This window comes from Cytobacillus firmus DS1, from assembly GCF_000565285.1.
Classification (GTDB): Bacteria; Bacillota; Bacilli; order Bacillales; family Cytobacillaceae; genus Cytobacillus; species Cytobacillus firmus_A.
On sequence record NZ_APVL01000009.1, the window covers coordinates 42,796 to 65,687 of the forward strand.

The following is a 22,892-nucleotide window of genomic DNA, read 5'->3' on the forward strand; positions in this document are numbered from 1 at the left end:
GCGGATGAAAACACCCACACTTACGTATATAAACAGAAAATGTTCACGTAAAACCTGCCAACTGCACTTTGCGTCAATCAGGTGAGAAGCGGGTGCTTCTTCTTTTCCTCAAACTGTATTCAATTTACCTTAGCTACTATATCACAAAGAATGACTCCGTGTCAAACGAATAACTTTTATCACAACGAAGAAAAGCATAACAAAATTATTCACTTTTGGCAATACGATTTTAATATTTTTTCAAAATGAATTTTATGCCAGCTCTTTCATTTGTCTCATCGGGCTCTTAAAGATTCTAACTAATAACTCATAAAAAAGGGCTGCAGCCCGTGCAGCCCTTTCAATCATTATCGTTTAACTTCAGCTTTTAGTGATGAGATGAAATCTTCAAATGAAACAGTTTCTGATTTTTGCTCGCCATATTTGCGGACATTGACAGCTTTTTCAGCTACTTCATTGTCTCCAACAACAAGCATGTATGGAGTCTTTTGCATTTGCGCTTCACGGATCTTATAACCGATTTTTTCATTGCGGTCATCCAGCTCAACGCGGAAGCCCTCTGCCTGAAGCTGCTCCTGCACTTTTTTTGCATAATCAAAGTGAATATCAGGAGAAACCGGAATGACCTGGACTTGAACTGGGGCAAGCCAAGTTGGGAACGCTCCCTTATACTCTTCAATCAGGAATGCCACAAAACGCTCCATAGTGGAAACAACACCGCGGTGGATAACGACCGGGCGATGAGGCTTTCCATCTTCCCCTACATAAGTCAGGTCAAAACGTTCAGGAAGCAAGAAGTCCAGCTGGACAGTAGATAATGTCTCATCCTTGCCAAGTGCAGTTTTAACTTGTACATCCAATTTAGGACCGTAGAAAGCAGCTTCGCCCTCTGCCTCAAAATAATCGAGGCCGATTTCATCCATTGCTTCTTTAAGCATTGCCTGTGCTTTTTCCCACATTTCGTCGTCATCAAAGTACTTCTCAGTATCCTGCGGATCTCGGTAGGAAAGACGGAATGAGTAGTCATTGATATCGAAGTCTTTATAAACTTCGAGGATCAGATGTACTACGCGCTTAAACTCTTCCTTGATCTGGTCAGGCCGAACAAAGATATGTGCATCATTCAGAGTCATGCCGCGTACACGCTGAAGGCCGGATAGGGCTCCTGACATTTCATAGCGGTGCATTGTTCCAAGCTCTGCAATACGGATTGGCAGTTCACGGTAGCTGTGGATGCCATTCTTATAGATCATCATATGATGCGGGCAATTCATTGGACGAAGAACAAGCTGTTCGTTATCCATTTCCATTACAGGGAACATGTCTTCCTGATAATGATCCCAGTGGCCGGATGTTTTATAAAGATCCACGCTTCCCATGATTGGAGTATATACATGGTCATAGCCCAGTCTTTCTTCCTTATCGACGATATAGCGCTCGATATTGCGGCGGATTGTTGCGCCTTTTGGAAGCCACATCGGCAGGCCTTGTCCGACTTTTTGCGAATTCATGAACAGGTTAAGCTCTTTGCCGATTTTACGGTGATCACGCTCTTTTGCTTCCTCAAGGAGACGCAAATGCTCAGCCAGGTCTTCTTTCTTGAAGAAAGCTGTTCCATAAATGCGCTGAAGCATTTTATTATCACTGTCGCCTCTCCAATATGCTCCGGCAATGCTTAATAGTTTGAACTCTTTCAATTTTCCTGTTGACGGAACATGAACTCCACGGCAGAGATCAAAGAATTCGCCCTGCTCATAGATTGTCACTGTTTCATCTTCTGAAATAGCTTCAATCAGTTCAAGCTTGTATTCATCACCAATTTCCTTGTACATCTGAACCGCCTCATTACGGCTGACTTCCTTTCGGACAACGTCAAGGTTTTCATTAATAATTTTCTTCATTTCTTTTTCAATCACAGGAAGGTCTTCTGGTGAAAGTGACTCTTCCAGATCGATGTCATAATAAAATCCACCTTCAATGACAGGACCTACCCCAAGCTTTACATTTTTATATAAACGCTTGATCGCCTGAGCCATCAAATGGGCAGTGCTGTGGCGAAGAACCTCCAGCGCATCGCTTGAGTCCGGTGTTACAATTTCAATAGCAGCATCCTTTTCGATTGGACGGCGAAGATCATACATCTCTCCATCCAGCTTGCCGGCAATTGCCTTTTTCTTCAGGCCCGGGCTGATCGAAGCTGCAATAGCTTCTGTTGTCGTTCCCTTTGGAAACTCCTTTACAGCTCCATCTGGAAACGAAACTTTAACAACTTCTGACATGATATTTCCTCCCTTTTTTATAAAGCGCAAGCGCCTCGATCAGCCCCGACAAGCACAAGGCGAGCCTCCTAAAAAGGCGTTCTTTCCTTTTTTGGAGGATTGCCCGAAATGTGGAGGCGACTGCCCAGGGACGACAAGCATAAGACAAGCCCTGCAAGAAGGCGTTTTCTCCTTCTGAAAGGGATTGGTTTATGTCTCGAGTCCCTAGGAGCCGCAACTAGACAAACTTGTGACCTCGAGGGGCTAGGCGCTGGAGCTGGATTCAGATTTTGCTCCTAAAACGCGTTTTACACAAAAAATAAAAAAACCCGTCCCTAAAAAGGGACGAGTTATTATTAACACGCGGTTCCACCCTACTTCTCGCTTTCTTAGAAGACAAGCGACTCTGTAGTAAGATAACGGTCTTTTCCCGCCAGCCCATTTCCTGGCTGGAGTTCAGAGGCGGTAAGCATTCAGATCGTGTTAGGAAGGTTTCAGCCTTGCCTTCCCTCTCTTTAAACCGTATTAGAATACCCGTATCCTCATCGCAACTTTTGCTTGATTATTGTAATATGTACGTTATTATAGTTTGTTATTTCAGGAAAATCAAGGGTATCTTTTACATTTTTCATCATCAGCATAAGAATGGGCGTTTTGATAATTATAAAAAGCTGCAAGAGAGACTAATTGAAGTCTTTCTTCAAAAATATTGCGGATTGTTCTGACCAGCGGCTGGTCAAAATCATCTGAATAGAGATAAATAGCTGAAGGTGCGATTGAGAGCAGCGGCGCAATCGTAACAGAATCCACATATACAGGATGATTGGATAATAGCTTGCGGTCAATCATTCTTAAGAGCTCTCCGCGCTTAATTTCACACAATTGCTCGTCATAAAAATAAACACCTTCATCCATGAGGACATGGATCGTATTAATTTTTGGCTGCCTGCCTGACAGAAAATCTCTCAATGTATGAATGAACATCTGATATTCCTGTTCCATTTTGTACTCATCGATGGAAACTTCAACGTACTTTGTCATTTCATTCATAAGCGGGCGCATCCGAAATTTTACGAATGAATCAAAAGAAAAGGAAATGTTATCTTGAAACAACTGATCAATTGCACTTTTTAAGCTTTCTTTTACATCAAGGCCACTGACAAACGCAGCAAGATCCTCACGGTTTCCTTCCAGGATAGAGTGAATAATTTCAAGAATTTGCTGCTGCTCACCTTCGTCCTCATAATAATAATGCTCCATCAGTATCCGTTTAAACCAATCATCCTGCTTCTGGTTCACGATAAATTGAAAAAATGCCGTCTTAACAGTATTCAGGATATTGCCGCTATTTTCAACAGAAACTCTGACTATATGTTGATCTTCAAAATGAAGAATATTATTATCACAGTGACTAAAAGACTGCAGCTGTTCATAAAGATGCTCATAAAAATTCCTCGCATCCGTGCTGCTCTGGAAAATGATTTCGATCAACCAAATCCCCCCTTTATACAAATCTCTGTTCTATGTATATGGCGGACTTGGCCAAGTTAGAAGCGTGATTAGCCTTTTAGTGTATTAAACTATTCTAAATTTAATAATAAAAGCTGCCGGACACTGATCGGCAGCTTTCAGATTATACTCTTCTGTTCGGTCCTTCCACCAGCACCGGTTCAGCAAGGTATTTAATGCGTTCCATGATTCTTCTTGCCTTCATTTTCTCTTCCTCGCCGCGCTGGCTGTAGGAGAGATGATGTTCAAGGCCCTGGAGGTCAAAATTGGAAGTGAAGAAGGTTGGGAGGCTTTCCTGCATGCGAAACTGCAGAATCGGCCCTAAAATCTCATCCCTTGTCCAGCTGGACATGGTTTCTGCACCAATGTCATCAAACATTAGAACAGGTGCTTTTTTAATGGTTTCCATCTTGCTGTTCAGAGTCTGATCACCAATTGAATTTTTCAATTCCCTGAATAATTCTGGAACATAGACAATCATGGAGGATACTTTCCGGCTTGCAAGCTTATTGGCAATAGCACCAAGCAAATAAGATTTGCCTACACCGAATTTCCCATAAAAATAGATCCCTTTTTGCTTGGACCCCGGCTGGTAGTCCATTACAAAAGATGCCGCCTTATCCACAGCCTCAATGCGGTCGTCATCATCATATATCGAATCAAAAGTGGCATGAAGGATATCAGACGGCACATATAAACTCTGGATTAGTTTTTCATTTCTACGCTTTTCATCGTGCATGATCTTGCGCGGGCACTTATCATACTTCAGATCGATTGATCTTCTTTGAATCACCAGTTCCGGATGATAGCCCTGCATAAAATTCACACAGCCCTCCAAGCTCGGACATTTATTACACTCCTTGCTCTGCTGTGTATACTCAAAGAGCTTGCTAAGGCTCTTTTCAACCATCTCAGATGTCAATTCATCCCGATGAGTTTGGATAAAAGCCTTCACTTCAGGGTGATTAAGCGTTTGGTTCCTCATCATTTCATATCTTTTTTGAAAACCTTCATTGCCTGCAAGGCGCCTTAATGTTTCGTTAATTTTTTCCATCAATCAGTCACCTCCTGTGATCGCAGTTTTTTTAATTTTTCTTTAAGTTCCCTTTTTTTCAATTCCCGTTCATATTGTTCCTTTTCGCTGTTTTGCTGCTGGGCTTGTTCCTTCTTGGCGGCTTTGCTGCTATTTTCATCAAACCAGTCCGGAAGCATCTCTGTCCTGATCGGCTTCTTTTTGTTCCCCGCTGGGCCTGCTGTTTTCTTTCCTTCTGCCCAATCAAGGTATTGGCGATGTTCTTTTTTAGCTAATTCAATAGCTTCCTGGGGTGTTTTAATCTTCTTTCTTGCCCAGTGGCCTGCTATTTTTTCTACGTACCCTTTGGTCAGCTTCATATCTGTTTTGAGCATAACATATTGAATCAGCACATTAATTACCCCGGGTAAAAGCTTTTGCTGGAACATGACATCTTCTATAATCTGCAGATCGCCTTTCGAAGGTTCCGCTCCTCCGGATATATCTTTTAAAAGCTGCCTTGGTGAGGTAATTTCCAAATAACGGATCAATTCTTCTTCCTGTGTTTCAGGCTGTTTTTTTTGAGATTGATGGCTGGCAGGCTGAACCCTGTCAATCAGGGATGGCAGCATATCGTGGTTTTGGAATTGATACCAGTCACGTGCCGATTTTCTTAATTCATCAATGTTTATCTCATTATCTTCATTCACGGCGCTGATGACAATATTTTTCATCTGGATAGGGTCGATTCCATATAAAAAGGCAAGATTGCTAATGGATTCCTTTACTTTAACTGTAAGGGCTTTTTTTGGTACAAGCGATTCATTCAGCCCTGCCTGAAGCAATTCAAAATTAAAATCTTCATTTCCGATTTGAATGCCTTCCTGCTCCCGTCTTCCAATATACCCTTCCCCATCCGCTTCATTCATCAGCTGCATCACTTCATCATCAAACGAACCAGGGTGCCCGGATTGAAATACATCCTGGAAAGCCTTCGTTACTTCCTCATACCCCATGGCCGGCTGCACCTTCTGATCTGAGAAGAATCGCTTTAGCCTCATGAATTGATTCTTGCCCAATTTCTTATAAAGATAGATATTGAGCATGCCGTCAAGGAAGAATTGTTCAGGTGTCAGCGGTGGAAGCAGTTCGTAAATAAATGACCTTGTCTCTTCTTCTTTGTTAACATATACCTTTAAAAGTCCTATCCCTTCAAGCTTGAGGCGGGCTTCATAAATATCCTTAAGCCCCATCCCCATGAAATTCATTAAACTATGGTGTGAATTTGAAGATGACCATAGCCGATTTTCTTCAAGCTCTGCCCATAAAGTCATATACAAACTGAAGCACATAGAGCCAATGAGCGGCTGGTATAACAGTGTCAGCACTTTCCGGTCATAATCATGCAAAAGCCCGCTGGCTGCTACTGTATATCGATCAATGGGGAGCATCTCCTGCCAATGCTGGGCCATGGTGTTCACCTTTTTCTATTAAAATTTTTATTAGACTGTTCATCAAAAGCATATCCCGCAAAAAAAAGAGCCAAAGAAAACCCTTCAGCCCATCAGCCTATTTCATCAAAAACCAGCGCCGCGGCAAAACTGACCTGATTATGACTGTTCTTTTTTAATTAGTTCCTTGAGTTCTTCAATAAACACATTAATATCTTTAAATTGCCTGTATACTGATGCGAAACGTACATATGCGACCTCGTCCACATTTGCGAGCCTGTCCATGACCATTTCGCCAATTTCATCGCTTTTTATTTCAGAGACACCATTGCTGCGGAGTTCTTTCTCCACTTCAAAAGTAATGTCCTCCAGGTCTTTAAGGGCTACCGGTCTCTTTTCACATGCTTTAATAAGGCCTCTCAGTATTTTTTCCCGGCTGAATTCCTCTCTGGTGCCTTCTTTTTTCACAACGATTAGTGGAATTTCTTCCACTTTCTCAAAAGTCGTAAACCGGTATCCGCATTTCTCGCATTCCCTTCTGCGGCGGATGGATCGGCTGTCATCCACAGGACGGGAATCGAGCACACGGGTATTATTGTTTTGGCATGAAGGGCATCTCATACAATCAGCTCCGAATTTTTTTATAAGTTGGCTTTAGACTAATTACCGAATATTATTTGATACTCTTATCTTATAAAAAAGGAGTTGACAGTACAAGTACAACTATTTATCTGCGTTTCTTGCAGAACCGAGAAAATCATGCCGTTTATTTAATTTTTCATATATCGAAAGAACTTCTCTCTTAAGAAGTGGATGCACACCTGCCGGTGAGGACTGCTCAGTTGAAATATTGATATCTACAGCCGTTTCAAAAGGCTTGACAGTCACGACTGTCACAATGGCAAAACAGGATTTGTCTTTTTTAAGTTCGGCTGCAATCTCGCCGTGTTCTTTGGAAATACTGAGAATGTTCACATTATGGTCTGCTTTGAATAACTCTTCAATCGTCTGCATCATTTGTGCTGTATTGGTTCTATAGTATCTTGTAGTGAGCTCAGGATCAGAGTGGTTTTCGTTTGTTTCACACTGCTTTTTATAGCGGCTGACAAGCTGCCTGAAAATTGACATTCTCTTTCCTCCGTATATTATTTGTAACCTTATTGTACTATTTTTTATGAAGATACTAAAGGCAATGGTTTTCAGGCAAAATAAAAAGAGGTGTATTAAATACACCTCTGGATTGCCTAAGATCATTCTGTATTAAAGTACTTGAGCTTGTTTAACTTGAACTGGACCCATACCGCGAGGAATTTCGATATTCTCACGCGTTTGAGCTCCTAACGCTTCTGCAATAAAGTCTGCAGCGATGTTAGGGTCAAGATCTCCACACGTATACACATCAATGCTGGCATAGCCATGCTCCGGGAAGCTGTGAATAGTTAAATGAGATTCAGAGATGATAACCACTCCGCTTACACCCTGTGGCGCAAACTTATGAAATGCAACCTCGCGAATTTCTGCACCAGATTTTAATGCAGCATTTACGAATGTCTGCTCAATATAATCCATATCATTTAACTTTTCAAAATCGCATCCCCAAAGTTCTGAGATTACGTGACGACCCATAGTTTCCATATTCAAATTTCCCCCTTTAAACTTTTAAGCTATTAATTAATGAAATTCCAGATTTATACTGGTCTATAACTACCACGGGGGAAAGTTAGTCCAGAGAGGTCCTAACCCTTTAAGTAGCTACCATACCAAAACCTCGGAGAAGTTCACGAGGATTAGTATACTTTGTTTAATTTCTTTTTGCAACACATTGTTTTACATTTTTTTCGGCAAAATTTCTGAAGACTTTTCCTTCTCGGGATTTAATTTTGTCCAAAAAAAGGAGCCTGCCGGGGAATGGCAGGCTTTAAGGGTATGGGTAGTTTTATATTAAAAGAGATTGGCAATTATCCAACTTTTACGGCAGTTGCCTGAAAAAGTTCCTGTGCAACATATTTGGTCAAGTCTACTACACGGCAGGAATAGCCCCACTCATTATCGTACCACGCAAGGACTTTCACTTTGCTGGTGCCGATTACCATGGTAGATAATCCATCAATGATGGCAGAGTGTTCATTTGTGTTGAAATCGATCGACACCAATGGTTCGTCAGTAATATCCAGGATACCATGAAGAGATCCTTGTGAAGCTGCTGCAAATGCCGCATTCACTTCTTCAATTGTAACGTCGCGCTTTAAGTCTACCACAAGGTCAACTAAGGAAACGTTGGGAGTTGGCACACGCAGTGCCATTCCATGCAATTTGCCCTTTAAATGAGGCAATACCAGCGACAAAGCTTTAGCGGCACCAGTGGAAGTCGGGATGATCGACTGTCCGCAAGCACGTGCACGACGTAAATCCTTATGCGGGTTATCAATATTTTTTTGATCGTTTGTATATGCATGAACTGTTGTCATAAGTCCGTTTTCAATGCCAAATTGTTCATCAAGGACTTTTGCTACAGGTGCAAGGCAGTTTGTCGTACAGGACGCATTTGAAATAATATCATGTTCTTCAATTTTTAATGCGCTTTCATTTACGCCCATAACAATAGTCACATCTTCATTTTTTCCAGGAGCAGTAAGTATGACCTTTTTAGCTCCAGCATTGAGGTGAAGAGCCGCTTTATCACGGGAATTAAACTTTCCTGTAGCTTCAATAACGATATCAATGTTCATTTCTTTCCAGGGAAGTTCTTCAGGATTCCGGCTGCTGACAAGTTGAACCCTTTTACCGTTCACAACAATAGCATTGTCTTCCGGAACAACGCTTCCTTCGAATGATCCATGGTTGGTATCATATTTAATTAAGTGTGCCAAAGTTTCAGCCGGATAGCTAGCATTTATGGCAGCCACTTCAAGATTTTCATCAAGGATGGCTTTTCTAAAAACCATACGTCCAATTCTTCCAAAACCATTAATCGCTATTTTCGCCTTCATGTTACGGCCCCTTCCGCATTAGTGTTATACTTTTTATTCCCTTAAGATGTAATTAGTATAACATATTAAGAATCATTTGTGATAAATAAAATGCGGATTTTTTAATGTTCAACAATTCAGAAATATCAGCCCATGCTTTTTCTCATTTTAATAAGGTAATGGTCTAACTTACAGACGTATGTTGATTATTTTTGTCATACTAATTGGGTTTTAGGCATATCAAAAAAAGAGCCTATCACAGGCTCCTCAGACAGCATTCCATTTTTTAAAAATCCCCCATAGTTGTTTTTCTGTTTCTTTAATTGTGCCATTATTATCGATTACAGCATCGGCCAATGCCTTCTTATCTCTTAAAGGCATCTGGGATTGAATTCTTGCCATTGCTTCTTTCTCGGACAGCTGATTTCTTTGCATCAGCCTTTGGAGCTGTATATCTTCATCTGCATATACTAATAATGTTTTGTCGCACATGTATTGTAATTTACTTTCAAATAAAAGCGGGATATCAAGAATAATCAGCTGTTCATTACGGCTGATAGCTTGTTCCTTTTTGGCTGTCATTCTTTTGCGGACGGCAGGATGTACAATGCTATTTAAGGTATTCCGCTCTGTTTCATCATGAAAAATAATGGATCCCAGTTCTGCACGATCAATTGAACCGTCACTGAGGAGAATCCTTTCCCCAAAATGACGGACAATTTCCTGATAAGCTTCCTCTCCTTTTTCAACAGCTAACCTGGCTTCTATATCCGCGTCTATTACAGTATACCCTTTTTCGATTAGGAGAGATGAAACAGTGCTTTTCCCGCTTGCAATCCCGCCTGTCAAACCTACAGTCAGTGACATAGTGGAGTTCCTTTCATATAAAATGCTAGATTTTTAATATCCCGATTACGATTAATATAATCCCAGGGATGAATGAGAACTTATGGACCCATCCGCTTTTGGAGAAGAGGGATCCTACCTGCATTCCCATAAATACAAACAGAGAACTCATAACGGCGACTGTCATTGCCAGGTAAAAAGGCGAGTACCCAAGCATGGCTGCACCGATTCCAGCTCCGAAAGCATCAAGCGATAAAGCGAGCCCAAGCATAAGTGCTTCAATTCCTGTGATGGTTCCGGATTTATCAAAATCAGCGGACATCGGCTTTTTCAGGATATTAATGACAAGCCCAAGAGATTTGATCTCCAGGTTTACAATCGTTTTTTCATGCGGCAGAACATCCTTAACCTTCTCCGGCCTGAAAAATTGATAAAGAACCCAGGCACCAAGAAAAATCAGAATGATTCCCCCTAAACTTTCAGCTAAAGCCGGAGATAAAAAGGCTTCTATAAAATGGCCAATTGTCATGGCAGCCATTAATGTTATAGCTGAACAGCAGGCGATAATACTGATCGATTTAAATGGTATTCTCATTTTCCTTAAGCCATAAGTTAAACCGACACTGAAACTGTCAAGACTGACAGCAAAAGCAAGTATCAAAAGTGAGAATATATGCGCCATAGAATAGAGCTCCTCCCTGTCAATCGCTACGATAGTATATGGAAGAAGCCCATCCAATGTTATTCGAAACGAATTTCAGCTCTATTCCGGATTATTATTTTCTCTGGCAAGCCGGACAGTATACTGTACCCCTGCCTCCAGTTACGATCCGCTCAAGTGTGCTTCCGCAGACTTTGCAATCTTCCCCTTTTCGCCCATAAACAAAAAGCTCAAGCTGGAACATGCCAATTTGCCCCTGGGAATTAACATAGGAGCGAATAGTGCTCCCTCCTTTATCTACCGCTTCTCTCAGGGTATCTGCAATTTCTTTGTGAAGTGTTTCCAATTCGCTTTTTGTTAAAGTATTCGCCGCTCTTTCAGGGTGAATTCGTGAACGGAATAATGCTTCATCGACATAAATATTGCCAAGCCCTACGATCGTTTTCTGATCAAGAAGTGCAGTTTTGATATTGCGGGTGGTACGGGAAAGTCTCGCAGCAAGGTCGTCTGCCGTAAACTCTTCTGCAAATGGTTCCGGTCCAAGGTGTGCCAGCGGAAGAGTCTTAAATTCTTCGCCCTTTGCATATAGGTGCATCGTTCCAAATTTACGGACATCCTTATATCTGAGCTCTGTGCCATCTGTAAAATGAAAAATCACATGTGTATGTTTTTCAACAGGTTCCTCTTTTGAAAAAAGGCCGTATCTGCCCTCCATTCTCAGGTGGGACACTAGGGCATACTCATTGGTGTAGAGGATTAGGAATTTCCCTCGCCTTCCAATGTCCTGAAAGGTTTGACCTGCTAAAGCATCCTTGAATTGGGCAAGCTCTTCCGGATGCTTAACCATTTTGGACCAGAAAACCGAAACATGTGCAATGGTTTTGCCGATCACCAATTCCTGCAATGTTCTTCTGACCGTTTCAACTTCAGGAAGTTCCGGCATGGTTATCCCCCCTTTGTAAATCAGTTAAAAATGCTTTGAACTTTGTTTTATGATATATTTTGAATCCTGTATGCCGGGGTCTTAATAGCACTTAGCATTTCACAAGAAGAAAATCATTATAGGTGAATTACTTGCAAAGTACATTGGCTCAAGATCAACTTTTATTTCGCATCAAACCATGTTGGGCCATAGGAATAATCAACTTTGAGCGGAACTTTCAATTCTACTGCATTTTCCATGACGTCCGGTACGATTTTTTTGAGTATCTCTATTTCATCCTCAGGTGCTTCGAAGATCAGTTCATCATGAACTGACAGCAGAAGGCGTGCTTTGAGCTCTTCTTTTCTTAAGCGGTCAGCCATGTCAATCATGGCTTTTTTAATAATATCCGCCGCACTTCCCTGAATTGGTGTGTTCATAGCGGTGCGTTCTGCAAAACTTCGCAGGTTAAAGTTTCGGCTTGTGATTTCTGGCAGATATCTTCTTCTGTGAAGAAGGGTCGAGACATATCCTTTCTGTTTTGCTTCATGGATAATATCGTCCATGTACTGCTTCACACCAGGATAGCTTTCAAGATATCGGTCAATAAACTTTCCGGCTTCTTTCCGTGTGATTCCGAGGCTCTGGGAAAGGCCGTAATCACTGATTCCGTAGACTATTCCGAAGTTAACTGCCTTTGCATGGCGCCGCATATTGGACGTAACCTCATCGGCATTAACGTGGAATACTTCCATTGCCGTTTTGGTATGAATATCCATATCTTCAATAAAGGCTTCAATCAGCTTTTCATCATCTGCAATATGAGCCAGCACTCTCAGTTCAATCTGCGAATAGTCTGCAGCAAAGATAGCCCAGCCGGGTTCTGAAGGAACAAATGCCTGCCTGATTTTTCGCCCTTCCTCCAGACGGATTGGAATATTTTGCAGATTTGGATCAGTTGAGCTTAATCTCCCTGTCTGGGTAAGTGCCTGATTGAACCTGGTGTGGACTTTGCCTGTTTCCTTGTTAACTACCTTCAGCAGGCCTTCAATATAAGTGGATTGAAGCTTGCCAAGCTGGCGGTAGTGCAGGATGTCCCGGATTATTTCATGGTCGTTCTCAAGTTTTTCAAGAACATCCGCCGAAGTGGAATAGCCTGTTTTGGTTTTTTTAATAACTGGCAGCCCCAATTTTTCAAAAAGGATTACACCGAGCTGTTTAGGAGAATTGATATTAAAGGCTTCCCCGGCAAGCTCATGTATCCGCTTTTCTATTTCATCCAATTTGGAGAGCAGATCTTGTCCCATTGTCCTCAGGCGTTCTAAATCCACTTTAATTCCAGCTGACTCCATATCTGCTAATATTAAAGACAGGGGCATTTCCAGGTCATAAAACAGCTCGGATTGCTGATTTTCCTTTAAATCACTATCGAGCTTTTCCCTCAATGTCATCAAAGCTGCTGCTTTTCTTGCTAAATGCACAGCAAGTTCTGTTTCTTCCGGTATCCGCCTTTTTGCTCCTTTTCCGTAGAAAGCTTCATCAGATTGAATGGCATGATAGCCATGATTTTTTGCTATAGATGCTATATCCTCAATAGTCTGAGATGGGTTAATAATATATGAAGCAATATAAAGATCAAAATCTGCACCCTTTAGATGAATCCCATGATGCCGGAGTGACACTTCAGATCTTTTTGCATCATACACTGTCTTCTTTTTCGTTTCATCTTCAGCCCATCTTTTAAAAACGTCTGACTCTAAAGCCTTATCTTTTGAGAAGAAAAAATTCCCTTTATCATTTGCAACGGAAAAACCAATGATGTCTGCATAATGATAATTATCCTCTAGAAGCTCAACATAAAATGCATTTTCATCAGAAAACATGTCTTCTTTAATTTCGTCTGCGATGCTAAATTCTATTTCATCCAGTACCTCTTCGATTGCTTCAGTGTCCCCGCCGATCTTTTCCAGCAGCGAGTTAAAGCCAAGTTCTTTAAAGATGCTTATAACCTTTTCTTTTTCAAAACCTTCATATTCAATATCTTCAATTTTTATTTCAACGGGAGCTTCCCTCGCGATAGTAGCAAGTTCTTTGCTCATTAATGCCTGATCCTTGAACTCTTCCAGCTTTTCTTTCAGTTTTTTTCCGCTCACCTTATCTGCAGAATCCAAGAGCTCTTCGAGGGTACCAAACTCTTTCAGCAATTTAAGGGCTGTTTTTTCGCCCACTCCCGGCACACCCGGGATATTATCTGAACTATCACCCATCAGGCCTTTCATATCAATAATTCTGTCAGGTGTGATTCCGTATTTTTCTTCTATATGAGCTGGTGTGTATTCTTCAATATCTGTAATGCCTTTACGGGTAATGCTGACTGTGACTGCATCAGAACTTAACTGCGTCAAATCCTTATCCCCTGATATAACTTTAACTTCATAGCCATCTTTTTCGGCATGGAGGGACAGTGTCCCAATGATATCATCCGCTTCATAATTTTCCAGTTCATATCTGGAGATTCCGTAAGCATCGAGAAGTTCTCTGATATAAGGGAACTGCTCTGATAGCTCAGGCGGTGTTTTCTGCCGGCCGCCTTTATATTCGCTAAAGGTTTTATGGCGGAAGGTTGTTTTTCCCGCATCAAACGCCACAAGGAGATGCGTCGGTTTTTCATCCTCCAGAATCCTCTGCAGCATCATGGTAAATCCGTATACAGCATTGGTATGTATTCCTTTATCATTGTTTAAGAGCGGCAAAGCAAAAAATGCCCGATAAGCGATGCTGTTGCCATCTATCAGAACAAGCTTCTTTTTATCCAATTAATATCTCCTCCTCTAAAGAAAAGCGCAAGCGCCCTTGCCCACAATAAATAAGCCGTTATTTTCCTTTATTCTATCATGAGCAGATAGAGAAAGAAAAATAACGGCCTTCCATTTTAATTCTATTTAATTAGTATTCCCCATCAGCAGACGGGCATATGGTGAATCAGAAGGCAGAACAATTACAGTCTCGCCATTGATAGTCTTTTTATAGGATTCAAGTGTACGGTATAAGGAATAGAATTCAGGATCTTTTGAGAAGGCTTCATTGTAGACCTTCGCAGCTCCCGCTTCCCCTTCCGCCCGAATTACTTCAGCATCTGCCTGGGCCTTCGCAAGCATTTCCCTGACGGTCCTGTCTGTTTCAGCAATAATAACATTCTTCTGGGCATCACCCCTGGACAGATATTCCTGGGCTGTCGACTGGCGCTCGGAAATCATCCTGGTATACACAGACTGTTCATTTTCAGCCGGTAAATCCGTTCGTTTAATACGTACATCTGTTACTGTGATTCCATAATTATCGTTTGTAAGCAGCTCATTCACTTTTGTGGTGATTTGGTCATTCAATGATCCGCGTGAAGATTTTTCGTCATTAATGATTTCTTCATAATTTAGCTGACCCAGTTCGGAGCGGGTCACGGAGTAGATAAACTCTTCCATTCTGGCCTCGGCTCCCTCCAATGTTCTGGCGTTTGAGATCATTTTCTTCGGGTCATCAATTTTCCATACTGCATAGTTATCGATAATCATGACCTTTTTGTCCTTTGTATTGATTTCAGCTTCAGACACGTCATAAGTCATTTGATATTTTGGGAGTGTGGACACACTTTGGATGAATGGTATTTTGTATGTTAATCCAGGTTCACTCTCAATCCGGACTACCTCTCCAAATTGACGGATAACCTTGTATTCCCCTTCCTTTACAATAAACAGATTACTGAACAGTATTCCTAGTCCTGCAATAATAAGCACTAGGATGATTCCTAGTTTAGTATAGCTTCTCCACTGGAAATTTCCGCCCCGTTCATTGATATTCACAACATTTTGATCACTCATTATCCGTACCTCCCTCCTCTTTCGGTTTTGCCTGTTCTTTCTCCAGAGGCCTGATCGGGAAATATTTCATAGTGTTTCCATCGTCATTCATAATGTATATCTCTGCACCTGGAAGTACTTGCTCAAGCGTTTCAAGGACAAGCCGCTCTCTTGTAATATCGGGGTTATTCTTATATTCTCCATACAATTTATTAAATACTGCTACATCTCCACGCGCTCTTTCGAGACGGGCTGCCTTTTCCCCATTTGCTTTGGAGATAAGAGCTTCCTTTTCACCTTCTGCTTCATTCATTCTCTGGTTCTTATATTTATTTGCTTCATTTTTTTTAGTATTGGCGGTTTCCCTCGCATCGGTAACATCTGTAAAAGCTTTTCTTACATCATCATTCGGCAGCTCGACATCCTGCAGTTTTACTGCAAGGATTGATATGCCAATATCATATTTACCAACTAAGGAAGTCAGGAGCTCTCTGACATCCGCTTCGATCTCTGCTTTCCCTGAAGTAAGCGCGGCATCTATCTTCGATCCTCCTATAATGCTTCTTAAGGATGAGGACGTAGCATCATATAGAATTTCTTCCGGTTCTTCGGCATTATAAAGGAATTTTTCCGGATCAGTAATTTTCCACTGTACAACTAAATCTGCAAGAACGATATTTTCATCCCCGGTTATCATCTTTGTCTCATCAGGAAAATCTTTTATTTCTCCATCTTTTTCTTCATATCCAAACTGCAGTGAAAAGGTTTCCTTTGAAAGCTTCTCCACGCTTTGGACAGGCCATGGCAATTTAAAGTGAAGTCCCGGCTCCGTAATGCCTTCCTCAACTTTCCCAAATGTTAAAATGACTGCCTGATCCGATTCATCGACGGTATACCATGTGGTAAAGGCAACTATGCTTAGAATAACAATTGCGATAATTAGCCCTGCGATTGTATAAATCCGCTTTAAGCTGATCATTTCTCTCTCCCCTTCCTGGCACTTTCTATAACTTTTCATACGAATTATTTACGTAAAGGTTTCATAAATATGACAAAAGTTAAAGAAAGAAGGAGAATCGAAAAAAATGAAAAAGGCGAAAGCGGGGTCAGCTTTCACCTTTTTCTATGGCTCCTTGGATGAAGGGGTTTAACAATTATGATTTTATCAGCGGAATGTAAAGGGAACATAAATCTCCTGTAAAAATAATGTAAAGATAATCCTGCCGCTTCATCCATTTTTTTCAATAATTACTTTCGGAAGTTCAATAATAAAGGAGGTACCTTTTCCGACCTCACTTTTTACCGAGATGGTTCCCTTATGTGCTTCAACGAGATGCTTTACGATTGCAAGCCCCAGCCCTGTTCCGCCGGAGTTCCTGCTTCTGGCTTTATCAACCCGATAAAAACGTTCAAAAATACGCGGTATTTCTCCGGCTTCAATTCCAATTCCCGTATCCCTTATTTCGGTTAAGACTGAGCTGCCGGTCTTTGCCAACGAAATATGGACGCCCCCCTGATTTGGCGTATAAGAAATTGCATTTGATATGATATTTATAAAAACCTGTTTGAGCCGGTGAACATCGCCTTCAATATATACAGGTTTATTCCCTCTCTTATACTCCAAAACGATTTCTTTCTCTGCTGCTTTCCCTTTCATGATGGCCACCACATCTTCGAGCACATCAGCCAGATCCACCTGCTGAATGGACAAACTAAAGCCTTGCTTTTCGATTTTTGACAGATCCAGCAATTCCTGAATAAGAGATTGCAGACGATCACTTTCCTTCAAAATGATATTGAGGAAATCATTAAGAGTCTGTTTGTTTTCCATGGCACCATCCAAAAGAGTTTCAGAAAAACCCTTTATAGAGGTAATAGGTGTTTTCAATTCATGAGAAACGTTCGCTACAAAATCCTTCCTCATCTGCTCAAGCTTCTTCAGTTCTGTTATATCATGAAAAACAAGCAGAATCCCTTTCCATTCATCATTCGTGCCGATAATCGGAACTCCATATACTTCAAAATAACGTCTTTCGATATTGACGGGAATAATGAGCTGCTTTTTTACTTTCTGTTCTGTCATGAAAATTTCTTCAACCACTTCGGTAATACCTTTGTGTTCTATCACTTCATAATAGAGCTTGTAAAGGTATTCGGAAGGATTTACATTGAAAACCTCTTTATATGGCCGGTTCACTAAATTAATATAGCCTCTGCTGTCAATTAGAATCAGACCGCTTCCCATATTTTCAATGAGAGCCCCAAGTCTGTCCTGCTGCATTTCCTGGGATTTCACCATTTCCTGAAGATTCCTCGCCAGTACATTGATAGACTTGCTCAGCATACCTGTTTCATCTTCCTGGTCTTCATATGTTCTTGCCCGATAGTTTCCCTTAGTAAGTTCAATCGCAACCTGTGTTGCTGACTCGATAGGCTTTGTATAACGTGCCATAATTCTTGACCCAAGCAGAATAATCATAAATAAAGACAGCCCAAGGCTGATAGCTAAAATCCACCAAATCTGCTGATAGGCCTTTTGGAATTCAGCCATCTTTGTACTCAAGAAGATATAGCCTTCCTTCTTGCCATTTATCATGACAGGCTGCCAATAATAGTGCAGATTAAACCCTCCTGCTACTTCCCATCCTGATTCATATGCAGATTTCTTTTTTAATACTTCGAATATGATTTCCTGGTGCCTGTTTTGTGTTGTCTCACTTTTGACGCTGCTATCCATTAATATTCTGCCCTTGCTATCCGTAGCAGTTACACGCACATCAAGTATGTCACCAAGCTCATTGATTCTCTCCACACTAATGGACCCAATGCCTCCATTGCCCTCAATATAGCTAGCCGCCATTTCAGACTCTTTTTGCAGACGTGCATCAAATGTATTTAAATAATAGCTTTTAAAAAGCTGGCCTAATAGAAGGCCTAATGCAATTAAAACAACCAGAATTAATGAAAGCAAGGCGAAAAGCAGGCGGGTGCGAAAGGTCGTCATTCTCCTTTAGGCTCCTCCAATTTGTAGCCCAGTCCGCGAATGGTCTTAATATATACAGGTTTTTTGGTGTTTGCTTCAATTTTCTCTCTTAAATGGCTAATATGTACATCAACGATTCTTGTGTCTCCTGCAAAATCATAATTCCAGACTGCACTAAGCAGCTGATCCCTTGTAAGGACGCGGCTCTTATTCTTGGCAAGATATAATAGCAATTCAAATTCCTTCGGAGTTAATTCAAGCAGTTCTTCTTCAAAATAGGCTTCATAATGCTGTGGGAATATTTGAAGGCCGCCAATCCTAAAAGAATCTCCATCTTCTGCTTTCTCCTCGGCAGCTTCAGGCACAAATTGAGTTCTCCTTAAGATAGCTTTAACTCTGGCAACCACTTCCCGGGGGCTGAAAGGTTTTGTCATGTAATCATCTGCACCCAGTTCAAGACCAAGAACCTTATCAAATTCATCATCCTTGGCAGTCAGCATTAAAATAGGAGTCGCTATTTTCTGTTGTCTAAGCTGTTTGCATACTTCTATTCCATCAAGCTTTGGCAGCATAAGATCAAGTACAATAAGATCCGGCTTTTCAGAAAAGGCCAGATCTTTTCCCTCCTGGCCATCCATGGCTGTAAGCACTTCATAGCCCGCCTGCTGCAGGTTGTATTGAAGTAAAGTTACGATAGATTGTTCATCATCTACAACTAGAATTTTCTTATCCATACGATCCTCCGAGTGAATGAATTACCCCTGTTTGAAACCTTAGCTGATTAATTGTCAGCGATCTTTATAAAATGAAACTTCAATCAGGGGGTCTTTATCCCCACAGATTGTTAGTTGAGGCCCACATGAAGTGGGTCACAAAGACGTTGCCACAGGATGTGACATTTTTAGTCTTTGTCCTTCTATTCGGCCTTTACAGGCAGTTTGCCCCCCAATTATCCTCCTTTGTTTACTCTGAGGATTGGAGCGGGGTCTTACTGCCCGTTAGACTGCGATAAAAAGCAGGTATCCCTCCTGCCTATCAAACCCCTCTTTGCCATATATCTTTATTATAATATATTTTATGATTTTTTTCGGGTCAATTGTTGGAAAGGACGGATTTCATCAAAAAAGATGTGCATATGCTGCACATCTTTTGACTATCAGAAATTATCCAATGCATTCCCATCCATAGGCTGAGGCTTGTATGGCGGGCATATAAGGAGCTGTCCATTAATAACCGTCTGTTCCTCTTCATTCGTTCCCTGTACCTTAATTTGCACGGTATGATTTGAGCTGTTCACTTCTGTTACTTCAAATAAAAATTGAACTGTCCCATAATGATAGACAGGCTTCGTATACTCGATTTCCTGTTTTAAAACATGGCTTCCAGGGCCCGGCAAATATTTCGATATGGCGGAATTTATGATGCCATTCAGCATTACACTTGGTACAATTGGTTTTTTATAAGGTGTTTGTGAAGCATAATCATGCTGAATATATAAAGGGTTTGCATCGTTTGTCAGGCCCAGATACAGCAATAGATCCTTGTCTTCTATTTTTTCTGTGAGCGTCAATTTTTCGCCCACAGATATTTCTTCAATGGTTCTTCCCAGTTTTCTTTTCTTTCCAAGCAGCATAGCTAAGCACCTCCGAGTATTGTAACCGTTTACATTCCTGTTGTAAAAAATAGACTGTTCGACATTTTAAAGTATTCAGTCTATTTTTTATATGATATCATTTTATACTATTTCCCAAAAGGACTTACAGTAAAAAAATCCGGGAGAAAGTCCCCGGAATTTTCTTCACTTAAATAAGACCATCCTAGTAAGCTAATACTTCCATTACTTTGCGGACTGAATCTGCCGATTTATCGAGGGCAGCTTTTTCTTCGCTTGTCAGTTCAAGCTCTATTACTTTTTCGATTCCGTTTGCTCCAAGGATTGCAGGCACACCCAGATAGATTCCTTCGTAACCATATTCTCCTTCGAGATAAGCAATGGAAGGAAGAACGCGGCGCTGATCCTTAAGGATAGCTTCACACATTTCCACAAGAGAAGCAGCTGGAGCATAGTAGGCACTTCCGTTGCCTAATAAGTTGACGATCTCTCCTCCGCCTTTGCGTGTTCGCTCGACAATGGCATCGAGACGATCTTTTGAAATTAATGCTTCTAAAGGAATGCCGCCAGCATATGAATATCGGACTAGCGGCACCATGTCATCACCATGTCCGCCAAGTACAAATCCTGTAATGTCTTTAACAGACAAATTCAGTTCCTGGGCAACAAATGTGCGGAAGCGGGCTGTGTCAAGAACACCTGACTGTCCAATTACACGGTTTTTCGGGAAGCCTGATTCCTTGAAAACTGTATAAGTCATCGCATCCACTGGATTGGTCAGCACAACAATATAGCTATTTGGAGAATGTTTTGCAATCTCCTGCGCTACACTTTTCATAATCTTCTGGTTCGTTTGAACAAGGTCGTCCCGGCTCATGCCCGGCTTTCGTGCAATGCCTGCTGTGATAACAACAATGTCAGAGTCTTGTGTATCCTCATAGCTTGAAGTACCTGTGATATTCGCATCGAATCCCTGAACAGGACCTGCTTCAAGCATATCCAGAGCTTTTCCCTTTGTAGGGTTTTCCATTTGCGGAATATCGACGAGCACGACATCTCCAAGTTCCTTTTGAGCCAGTAAGAATGCAGTTGTTGCTCCAGTAAATCCTCCACCGATTACAGAAATCTTTTTGCGTTTCAATGACATAGCAGTTCCTCCTTTTAGAAATGAAAGTTTCAGGATTTGCATCCTTTATGTAAGAGGCTGTTCCAAAGAACAGCCATCCTATATACACAATTTCAGAGAATCGCCAGCTGCCCGGCAAAAGAAGTTTCCTCAGGGAAGCATACAAAATAGCACTGCATGAATAGTATATTAGTCAAAAGCGCCTTTTATTAAAGGCGCTTTTGCTTTTTTATTCCATATTTTTAATTAATTCGTCTGCAAATTCCGAGCATTTCACTTCAGTTGCTCCATCCATTAGACGGGCAAAATCATATGTTACGACTTTTGAAGCGATAGATTTTTCCATAGATTTAACGATCATGTTTGCAGCTTCGTTCCATCCAAGGTGTTCAAGCATCAATACACCTGAAAGAATAACAGAAGAAGGGTTAACCTTATCAAGACCAGCATACTTTGGAGCTGTACCATGAGTTGCCTCAAAGATCGCATGTCCAGTTTCATAGTTAATGTTTGCTCCTGGAGCAATGCCAATACCGCCAACCTGTGCAGCAAGTGCGTCAGAAATATAATCGCCGTTCAAGTTCATTGTCGCAACAACATCAAACTCATTTGGACGTGTAAGGATCTGCTGAAGGAAGATATCAGCAATCGCATCTTTAACGATAATTTTGCCAGCTGCTTCTGCATCTGCCTGTGCTTTGTTCGCAGCATCAACACCCTGCTCATCTTTGATGCGGTCATATTGAGCCCAAGTGAATACTTTTTCTCCGTACTCTCTTTCAGCAAGCTCATAACCCCAGTTTTTAAAGGCACCCTCAGTAAATTTCATGATATTGCCTTTATGTACAAGTGTAAGAGATTTGCGGCCTTCTTTAATTGCATACTCAATAGCAGCACGTACAAGGCGGCTGGTTCCCTCTTCTGAAACAGGCTTAATGCCGATGCCTGAAGTTTCAGGGAAGCGGATCTTATTAACACCCATTTCATTCTGCAGGAATGAAATTAGCTTTTTAACCTCATCAGAGCCTTTTGCATACTCAATGCCGGCATAAATATCTTCAGTATTCTCACGGAATATAACCATATCAGTATCCTGAGGGCGTTTAACTGGAGAAGGAACGCCTTCAAACCAGCGGACCGGACGCAGGCATACATACAGGTCAAGCTCCTGGCGAAGCGCAACGTTCAGAGAACGGATTCCGCCGCCGATTGGTGTTGTTAATGGACCTTTAATCGCAATAAGATATTCATTGATCACATCAAGTGTCTCAGAAGGAAGCCACTCTCCAGTCTGGTTGAAGGCCTTTTCTCCTGCTAACACTTCTTTCCAGACAAGCTTGCGCTCACCTTTATATGCTTTTTCTACAGAAGCATCCAATACACGGGAAGCTGCTGCCCAAATATCAGGTCCTGTTCCGTCTCCTTCGATAAAAGGAACGATTGGATTGTTTGGTACGTTTAGTACACCATTAGTAACTGTAATTTTTTCACCTTGCATTGTTATACCCTCCATTTTGAAAAGTGCGAGCATCAGCCTTTTTATTTATATAGTATTCGGCACAATGCTGCATCAGTATATCAGAATCAAAGGTTAGAAGGCATTTGCCCCTAACCTTTTACCTGCTCTCTCTATTACAGCAATTTTTTGATAAAAAGTAAAATGCTGAGTAGTAATTTTTGTTCTTTTAA

19 protein-coding genes and 1 other annotated feature (1 of these 20 running past the window's edge) are annotated in these 22,892 nt (G+C 41.3%); all 19 genes read right to left on the reverse strand.

The window, feature by feature from the left end; translation table 11 throughout:
- Window positions 1-110: a sequence feature (ribosomal protein L20 leader region), on the reverse strand; it reaches 14 nt to the left of the window's first position.
- Window positions 111-347: 237 nt separating this feature from the next.
- The 19 genes from thrS to icd all read right to left on the reverse strand — a co-directional run bounded on the left by thrS (window position 348) and on the right by icd (window position 22,701).
- On the reverse strand, window positions 348-2,279 hold the full coding sequence (thrS, locus tag PBF_RS13105; protein ID WP_035330274.1) for a threonine--tRNA ligase: 1,932 nt from the start codon (window positions 2,277-2,279) through the stop codon (window positions 348-350).
- Between the two features lie 585 nt (window positions 2,280-2,864).
- On the reverse strand, window positions 2,865-3,749 hold the full coding sequence (ytxC, locus tag PBF_RS13110; protein WP_035330275.1) for a putative sporulation protein YtxC: 885 nt from the start codon (window positions 3,747-3,749) through the stop codon (window positions 2,865-2,867).
- 142 nt (window positions 3,750-3,891) lie between these two features.
- Window positions 3,892-4,821, reverse strand: coding sequence for a primosomal protein DnaI (dnaI, locus tag PBF_RS13115; RefSeq protein ID WP_035330442.1), 930 nt, complete (start codon window positions 4,819-4,821; stop codon window positions 3,892-3,894).
- Entirely contained in the window at window positions 4,821-6,251 is a 1,431-nt protein-coding gene (locus tag PBF_RS13120; protein WP_035330276.1) for a replication initiation and membrane attachment family protein, read from the reverse strand. Before PBF_RS13120 ends, dnaI begins: the two co-directional genes overlap by 1 nt.
- A gap of 138 nt (window positions 6,252-6,389) precedes the next feature.
- Window positions 6,390-6,851 (reverse strand): transcriptional regulator NrdR, encoded by a 462-nt coding sequence (nrdR, locus tag PBF_RS13125; protein ID WP_035330277.1) that lies wholly within the window; start codon window positions 6,849-6,851, stop codon window positions 6,390-6,392.
- Between the two features lie 102 nt (window positions 6,852-6,953).
- Window positions 6,954-7,358, reverse strand: a complete 405-nt coding sequence (locus tag PBF_RS13130) for a hypothetical protein (protein WP_035330278.1) — start codon at window positions 7,356-7,358, stop codon at window positions 6,954-6,956.
- A 132-nt stretch (window positions 7,359-7,490) separates the two neighbouring features.
- The gene (speD, locus tag PBF_RS13135; RefSeq protein WP_035330279.1) at window positions 7,491-7,865 is read right to left on the reverse strand and encodes an adenosylmethionine decarboxylase; all 375 of its coding nucleotides are present in this window, start codon (window positions 7,863-7,865) and stop codon (window positions 7,491-7,493) included.
- A gap of 323 nt (window positions 7,866-8,188) precedes the next feature.
- Window positions 8,189-9,220: a glyceraldehyde-3-phosphate dehydrogenase gene (locus tag PBF_RS13140; protein WP_035330280.1), complete on the reverse strand. Its 1,032-nt coding sequence runs from the start codon at window positions 9,218-9,220 to the stop codon at window positions 8,189-8,191.
- A gap of 246 nt (window positions 9,221-9,466) precedes the next feature.
- Window positions 9,467-10,066, reverse strand: a complete 600-nt coding sequence (coaE, locus tag PBF_RS13145; RefSeq protein ID WP_035330281.1) for a dephospho-CoA kinase — start codon at window positions 10,064-10,066, stop codon at window positions 9,467-9,469.
- A gap of 25 nt (window positions 10,067-10,091) precedes the next feature.
- Window positions 10,092-10,727: a sporulation membrane protein YtaF gene (gene ytaF, locus PBF_RS13150; protein WP_035330282.1), complete on the reverse strand. Its 636-nt coding sequence runs from the start codon at window positions 10,725-10,727 to the stop codon at window positions 10,092-10,094.
- A gap of 94 nt (window positions 10,728-10,821) precedes the next feature.
- On the reverse strand, window positions 10,822-11,649 hold the full coding sequence (gene mutM / locus PBF_RS13155; protein WP_035330283.1) for a DNA-formamidopyrimidine glycosylase: 828 nt from the start codon (window positions 11,647-11,649) through the stop codon (window positions 10,822-10,824).
- 161 nt (window positions 11,650-11,810) lie between these two features.
- The gene (gene polA, locus PBF_RS13160) at window positions 11,811-14,444 is read right to left on the reverse strand and encodes a DNA polymerase I (protein WP_035330284.1); all 2,634 of its coding nucleotides are present in this window, start codon (window positions 14,442-14,444) and stop codon (window positions 11,811-11,813) included.
- Between the two features lie 126 nt (window positions 14,445-14,570).
- Window positions 14,571-15,503, reverse strand: coding sequence for a protease modulator HflC (gene hflC / locus PBF_RS13165; protein WP_035330285.1), 933 nt, complete (start codon window positions 15,501-15,503; stop codon window positions 14,571-14,573).
- On the reverse strand, window positions 15,496-16,461 hold the full coding sequence (gene hflK / locus PBF_RS13170; protein WP_035330286.1) for an FtsH protease activity modulator HflK: 966 nt from the start codon (window positions 16,459-16,461) through the stop codon (window positions 15,496-15,498). Before hflK ends, hflC begins: the two co-directional genes overlap by 8 nt.
- 249 nt (window positions 16,462-16,710) lie before the next feature.
- Window positions 16,711-18,486, reverse strand: coding sequence for a two-component system histidine kinase PnpS (gene pnpS / locus PBF_RS13175; RefSeq protein ID WP_035330287.1), 1,776 nt, complete (start codon window positions 18,484-18,486; stop codon window positions 16,711-16,713).
- A complete protein-coding gene (locus PBF_RS13180) occupies window positions 18,483-19,199 on the reverse strand; it encodes a response regulator transcription factor (protein ID WP_035330288.1) in 717 nt (238 codons plus the stop codon). The genes pnpS and PBF_RS13180 overlap by 4 nt, the downstream gene beginning before the upstream one ends.
- Before the next feature lie 422 nt (window positions 19,200-19,621).
- Window positions 19,622-20,098, reverse strand: a complete 477-nt coding sequence (locus PBF_RS13185) for a MaoC/PaaZ C-terminal domain-containing protein (protein ID WP_035330289.1) — start codon at window positions 20,096-20,098, stop codon at window positions 19,622-19,624.
- A gap of 184 nt (window positions 20,099-20,282) precedes the next feature.
- A complete protein-coding gene (gene mdh / locus PBF_RS13190) occupies window positions 20,283-21,224 on the reverse strand; it encodes a malate dehydrogenase (RefSeq protein ID WP_035330290.1) in 942 nt (313 codons plus the stop codon).
- 208 nt (window positions 21,225-21,432) lie between these two features.
- Window positions 21,433-22,701 (reverse strand): NADP-dependent isocitrate dehydrogenase, encoded by a 1,269-nt coding sequence (icd, locus tag PBF_RS13195; RefSeq protein ID WP_035330291.1) that lies wholly within the window; start codon window positions 22,699-22,701, stop codon window positions 21,433-21,435.
- Window positions 22,702-22,892 lie beyond the last annotated feature (191 nt).

Excerpts from the sequence above, each read along its gene's own strand:
- thrS (WP_035330274.1), bottom strand. The coding sequence starts at position 2,279 with ATGTCAGAAGTTGTTAAAGTTTCGTTTCCAGATGGAGCTGTAAAGGAG.
- hflK (WP_035330286.1), bottom strand. The coding sequence starts at position 16,461 with ATGATCAGCTTAAAGCGGATTTATACAATCGCAGGGCTAATTATCGCA.
- PBF_RS13185 (WP_035330289.1), bottom strand. The coding sequence starts at position 20,098 with ATGCTGCTTGGAAAGAAAAGAAAACTGGGAAGAACCATTGAAGAAATA.
- pnpS (WP_035330287.1), bottom strand. The coding sequence starts at position 18,486 with ATGACGACCTTTCGCACCCGCCTGCTTTTCGCCTTGCTTTCATTAATT.
- hflC (WP_035330285.1), bottom strand. The coding sequence starts at position 15,503 with ATGAGTGATCAAAATGTTGTGAATATCAATGAACGGGGCGGAAATTTC.
- coaE (WP_035330281.1), bottom strand. The coding sequence starts at position 10,066 with ATGTCACTGACTGTAGGTTTGACAGGCGGGATTGCAAGCGGGAAAAGC.
- nrdR (WP_035330277.1), bottom strand. The coding sequence starts at position 6,851 with ATGAGATGCCCTTCATGCCAAAACAATAATACCCGTGTGCTCGATTCC.
- PBF_RS13130 (WP_035330278.1), bottom strand. The coding sequence starts at position 7,358 with ATGTCAATTTTCAGGCAGCTTGTCAGCCGCTATAAAAAGCAGTGTGAA.
- icd (WP_035330291.1), bottom strand. The coding sequence starts at position 22,701 with ATGCAAGGTGAAAAAATTACAGTTACTAATGGTGTACTAAACGTACCA.
- PBF_RS13140 (WP_035330280.1), bottom strand. The coding sequence starts at position 9,220 with ATGAAGGCGAAAATAGCGATTAATGGTTTTGGAAGAATTGGACGTATG.
- speD (WP_035330279.1), bottom strand. The coding sequence starts at position 7,865 with ATGGAAACTATGGGTCGTCACGTAATCTCAGAACTTTGGGGATGCGAT.
- ytaF (WP_035330282.1), bottom strand. The coding sequence starts at position 10,727 with ATGGCGCATATATTCTCACTTTTGATACTTGCTTTTGCTGTCAGTCTT.
- dnaI (WP_035330442.1), bottom strand. The coding sequence starts at position 4,821 with ATGGAAAAAATTAACGAAACATTAAGGCGCCTTGCAGGCAATGAAGGT.
- PBF_RS13180 (WP_035330288.1), bottom strand. The coding sequence starts at position 19,199 with ATGGATAAGAAAATTCTAGTTGTAGATGATGAACAATCTATCGTAACT.
- mutM (WP_035330283.1), bottom strand. The coding sequence starts at position 11,649 with ATGCCGGAACTTCCTGAAGTTGAAACGGTCAGAAGAACATTGCAGGAA.
- PBF_RS13120 (WP_035330276.1), bottom strand. The coding sequence starts at position 6,251 with ATGGCCCAGCATTGGCAGGAGATGCTCCCCATTGATCGATATACAGTA.
- mdh (WP_035330290.1), bottom strand. The coding sequence starts at position 21,224 with ATGTCATTGAAACGCAAAAAGATTTCTGTAATCGGTGGAGGATTTACT.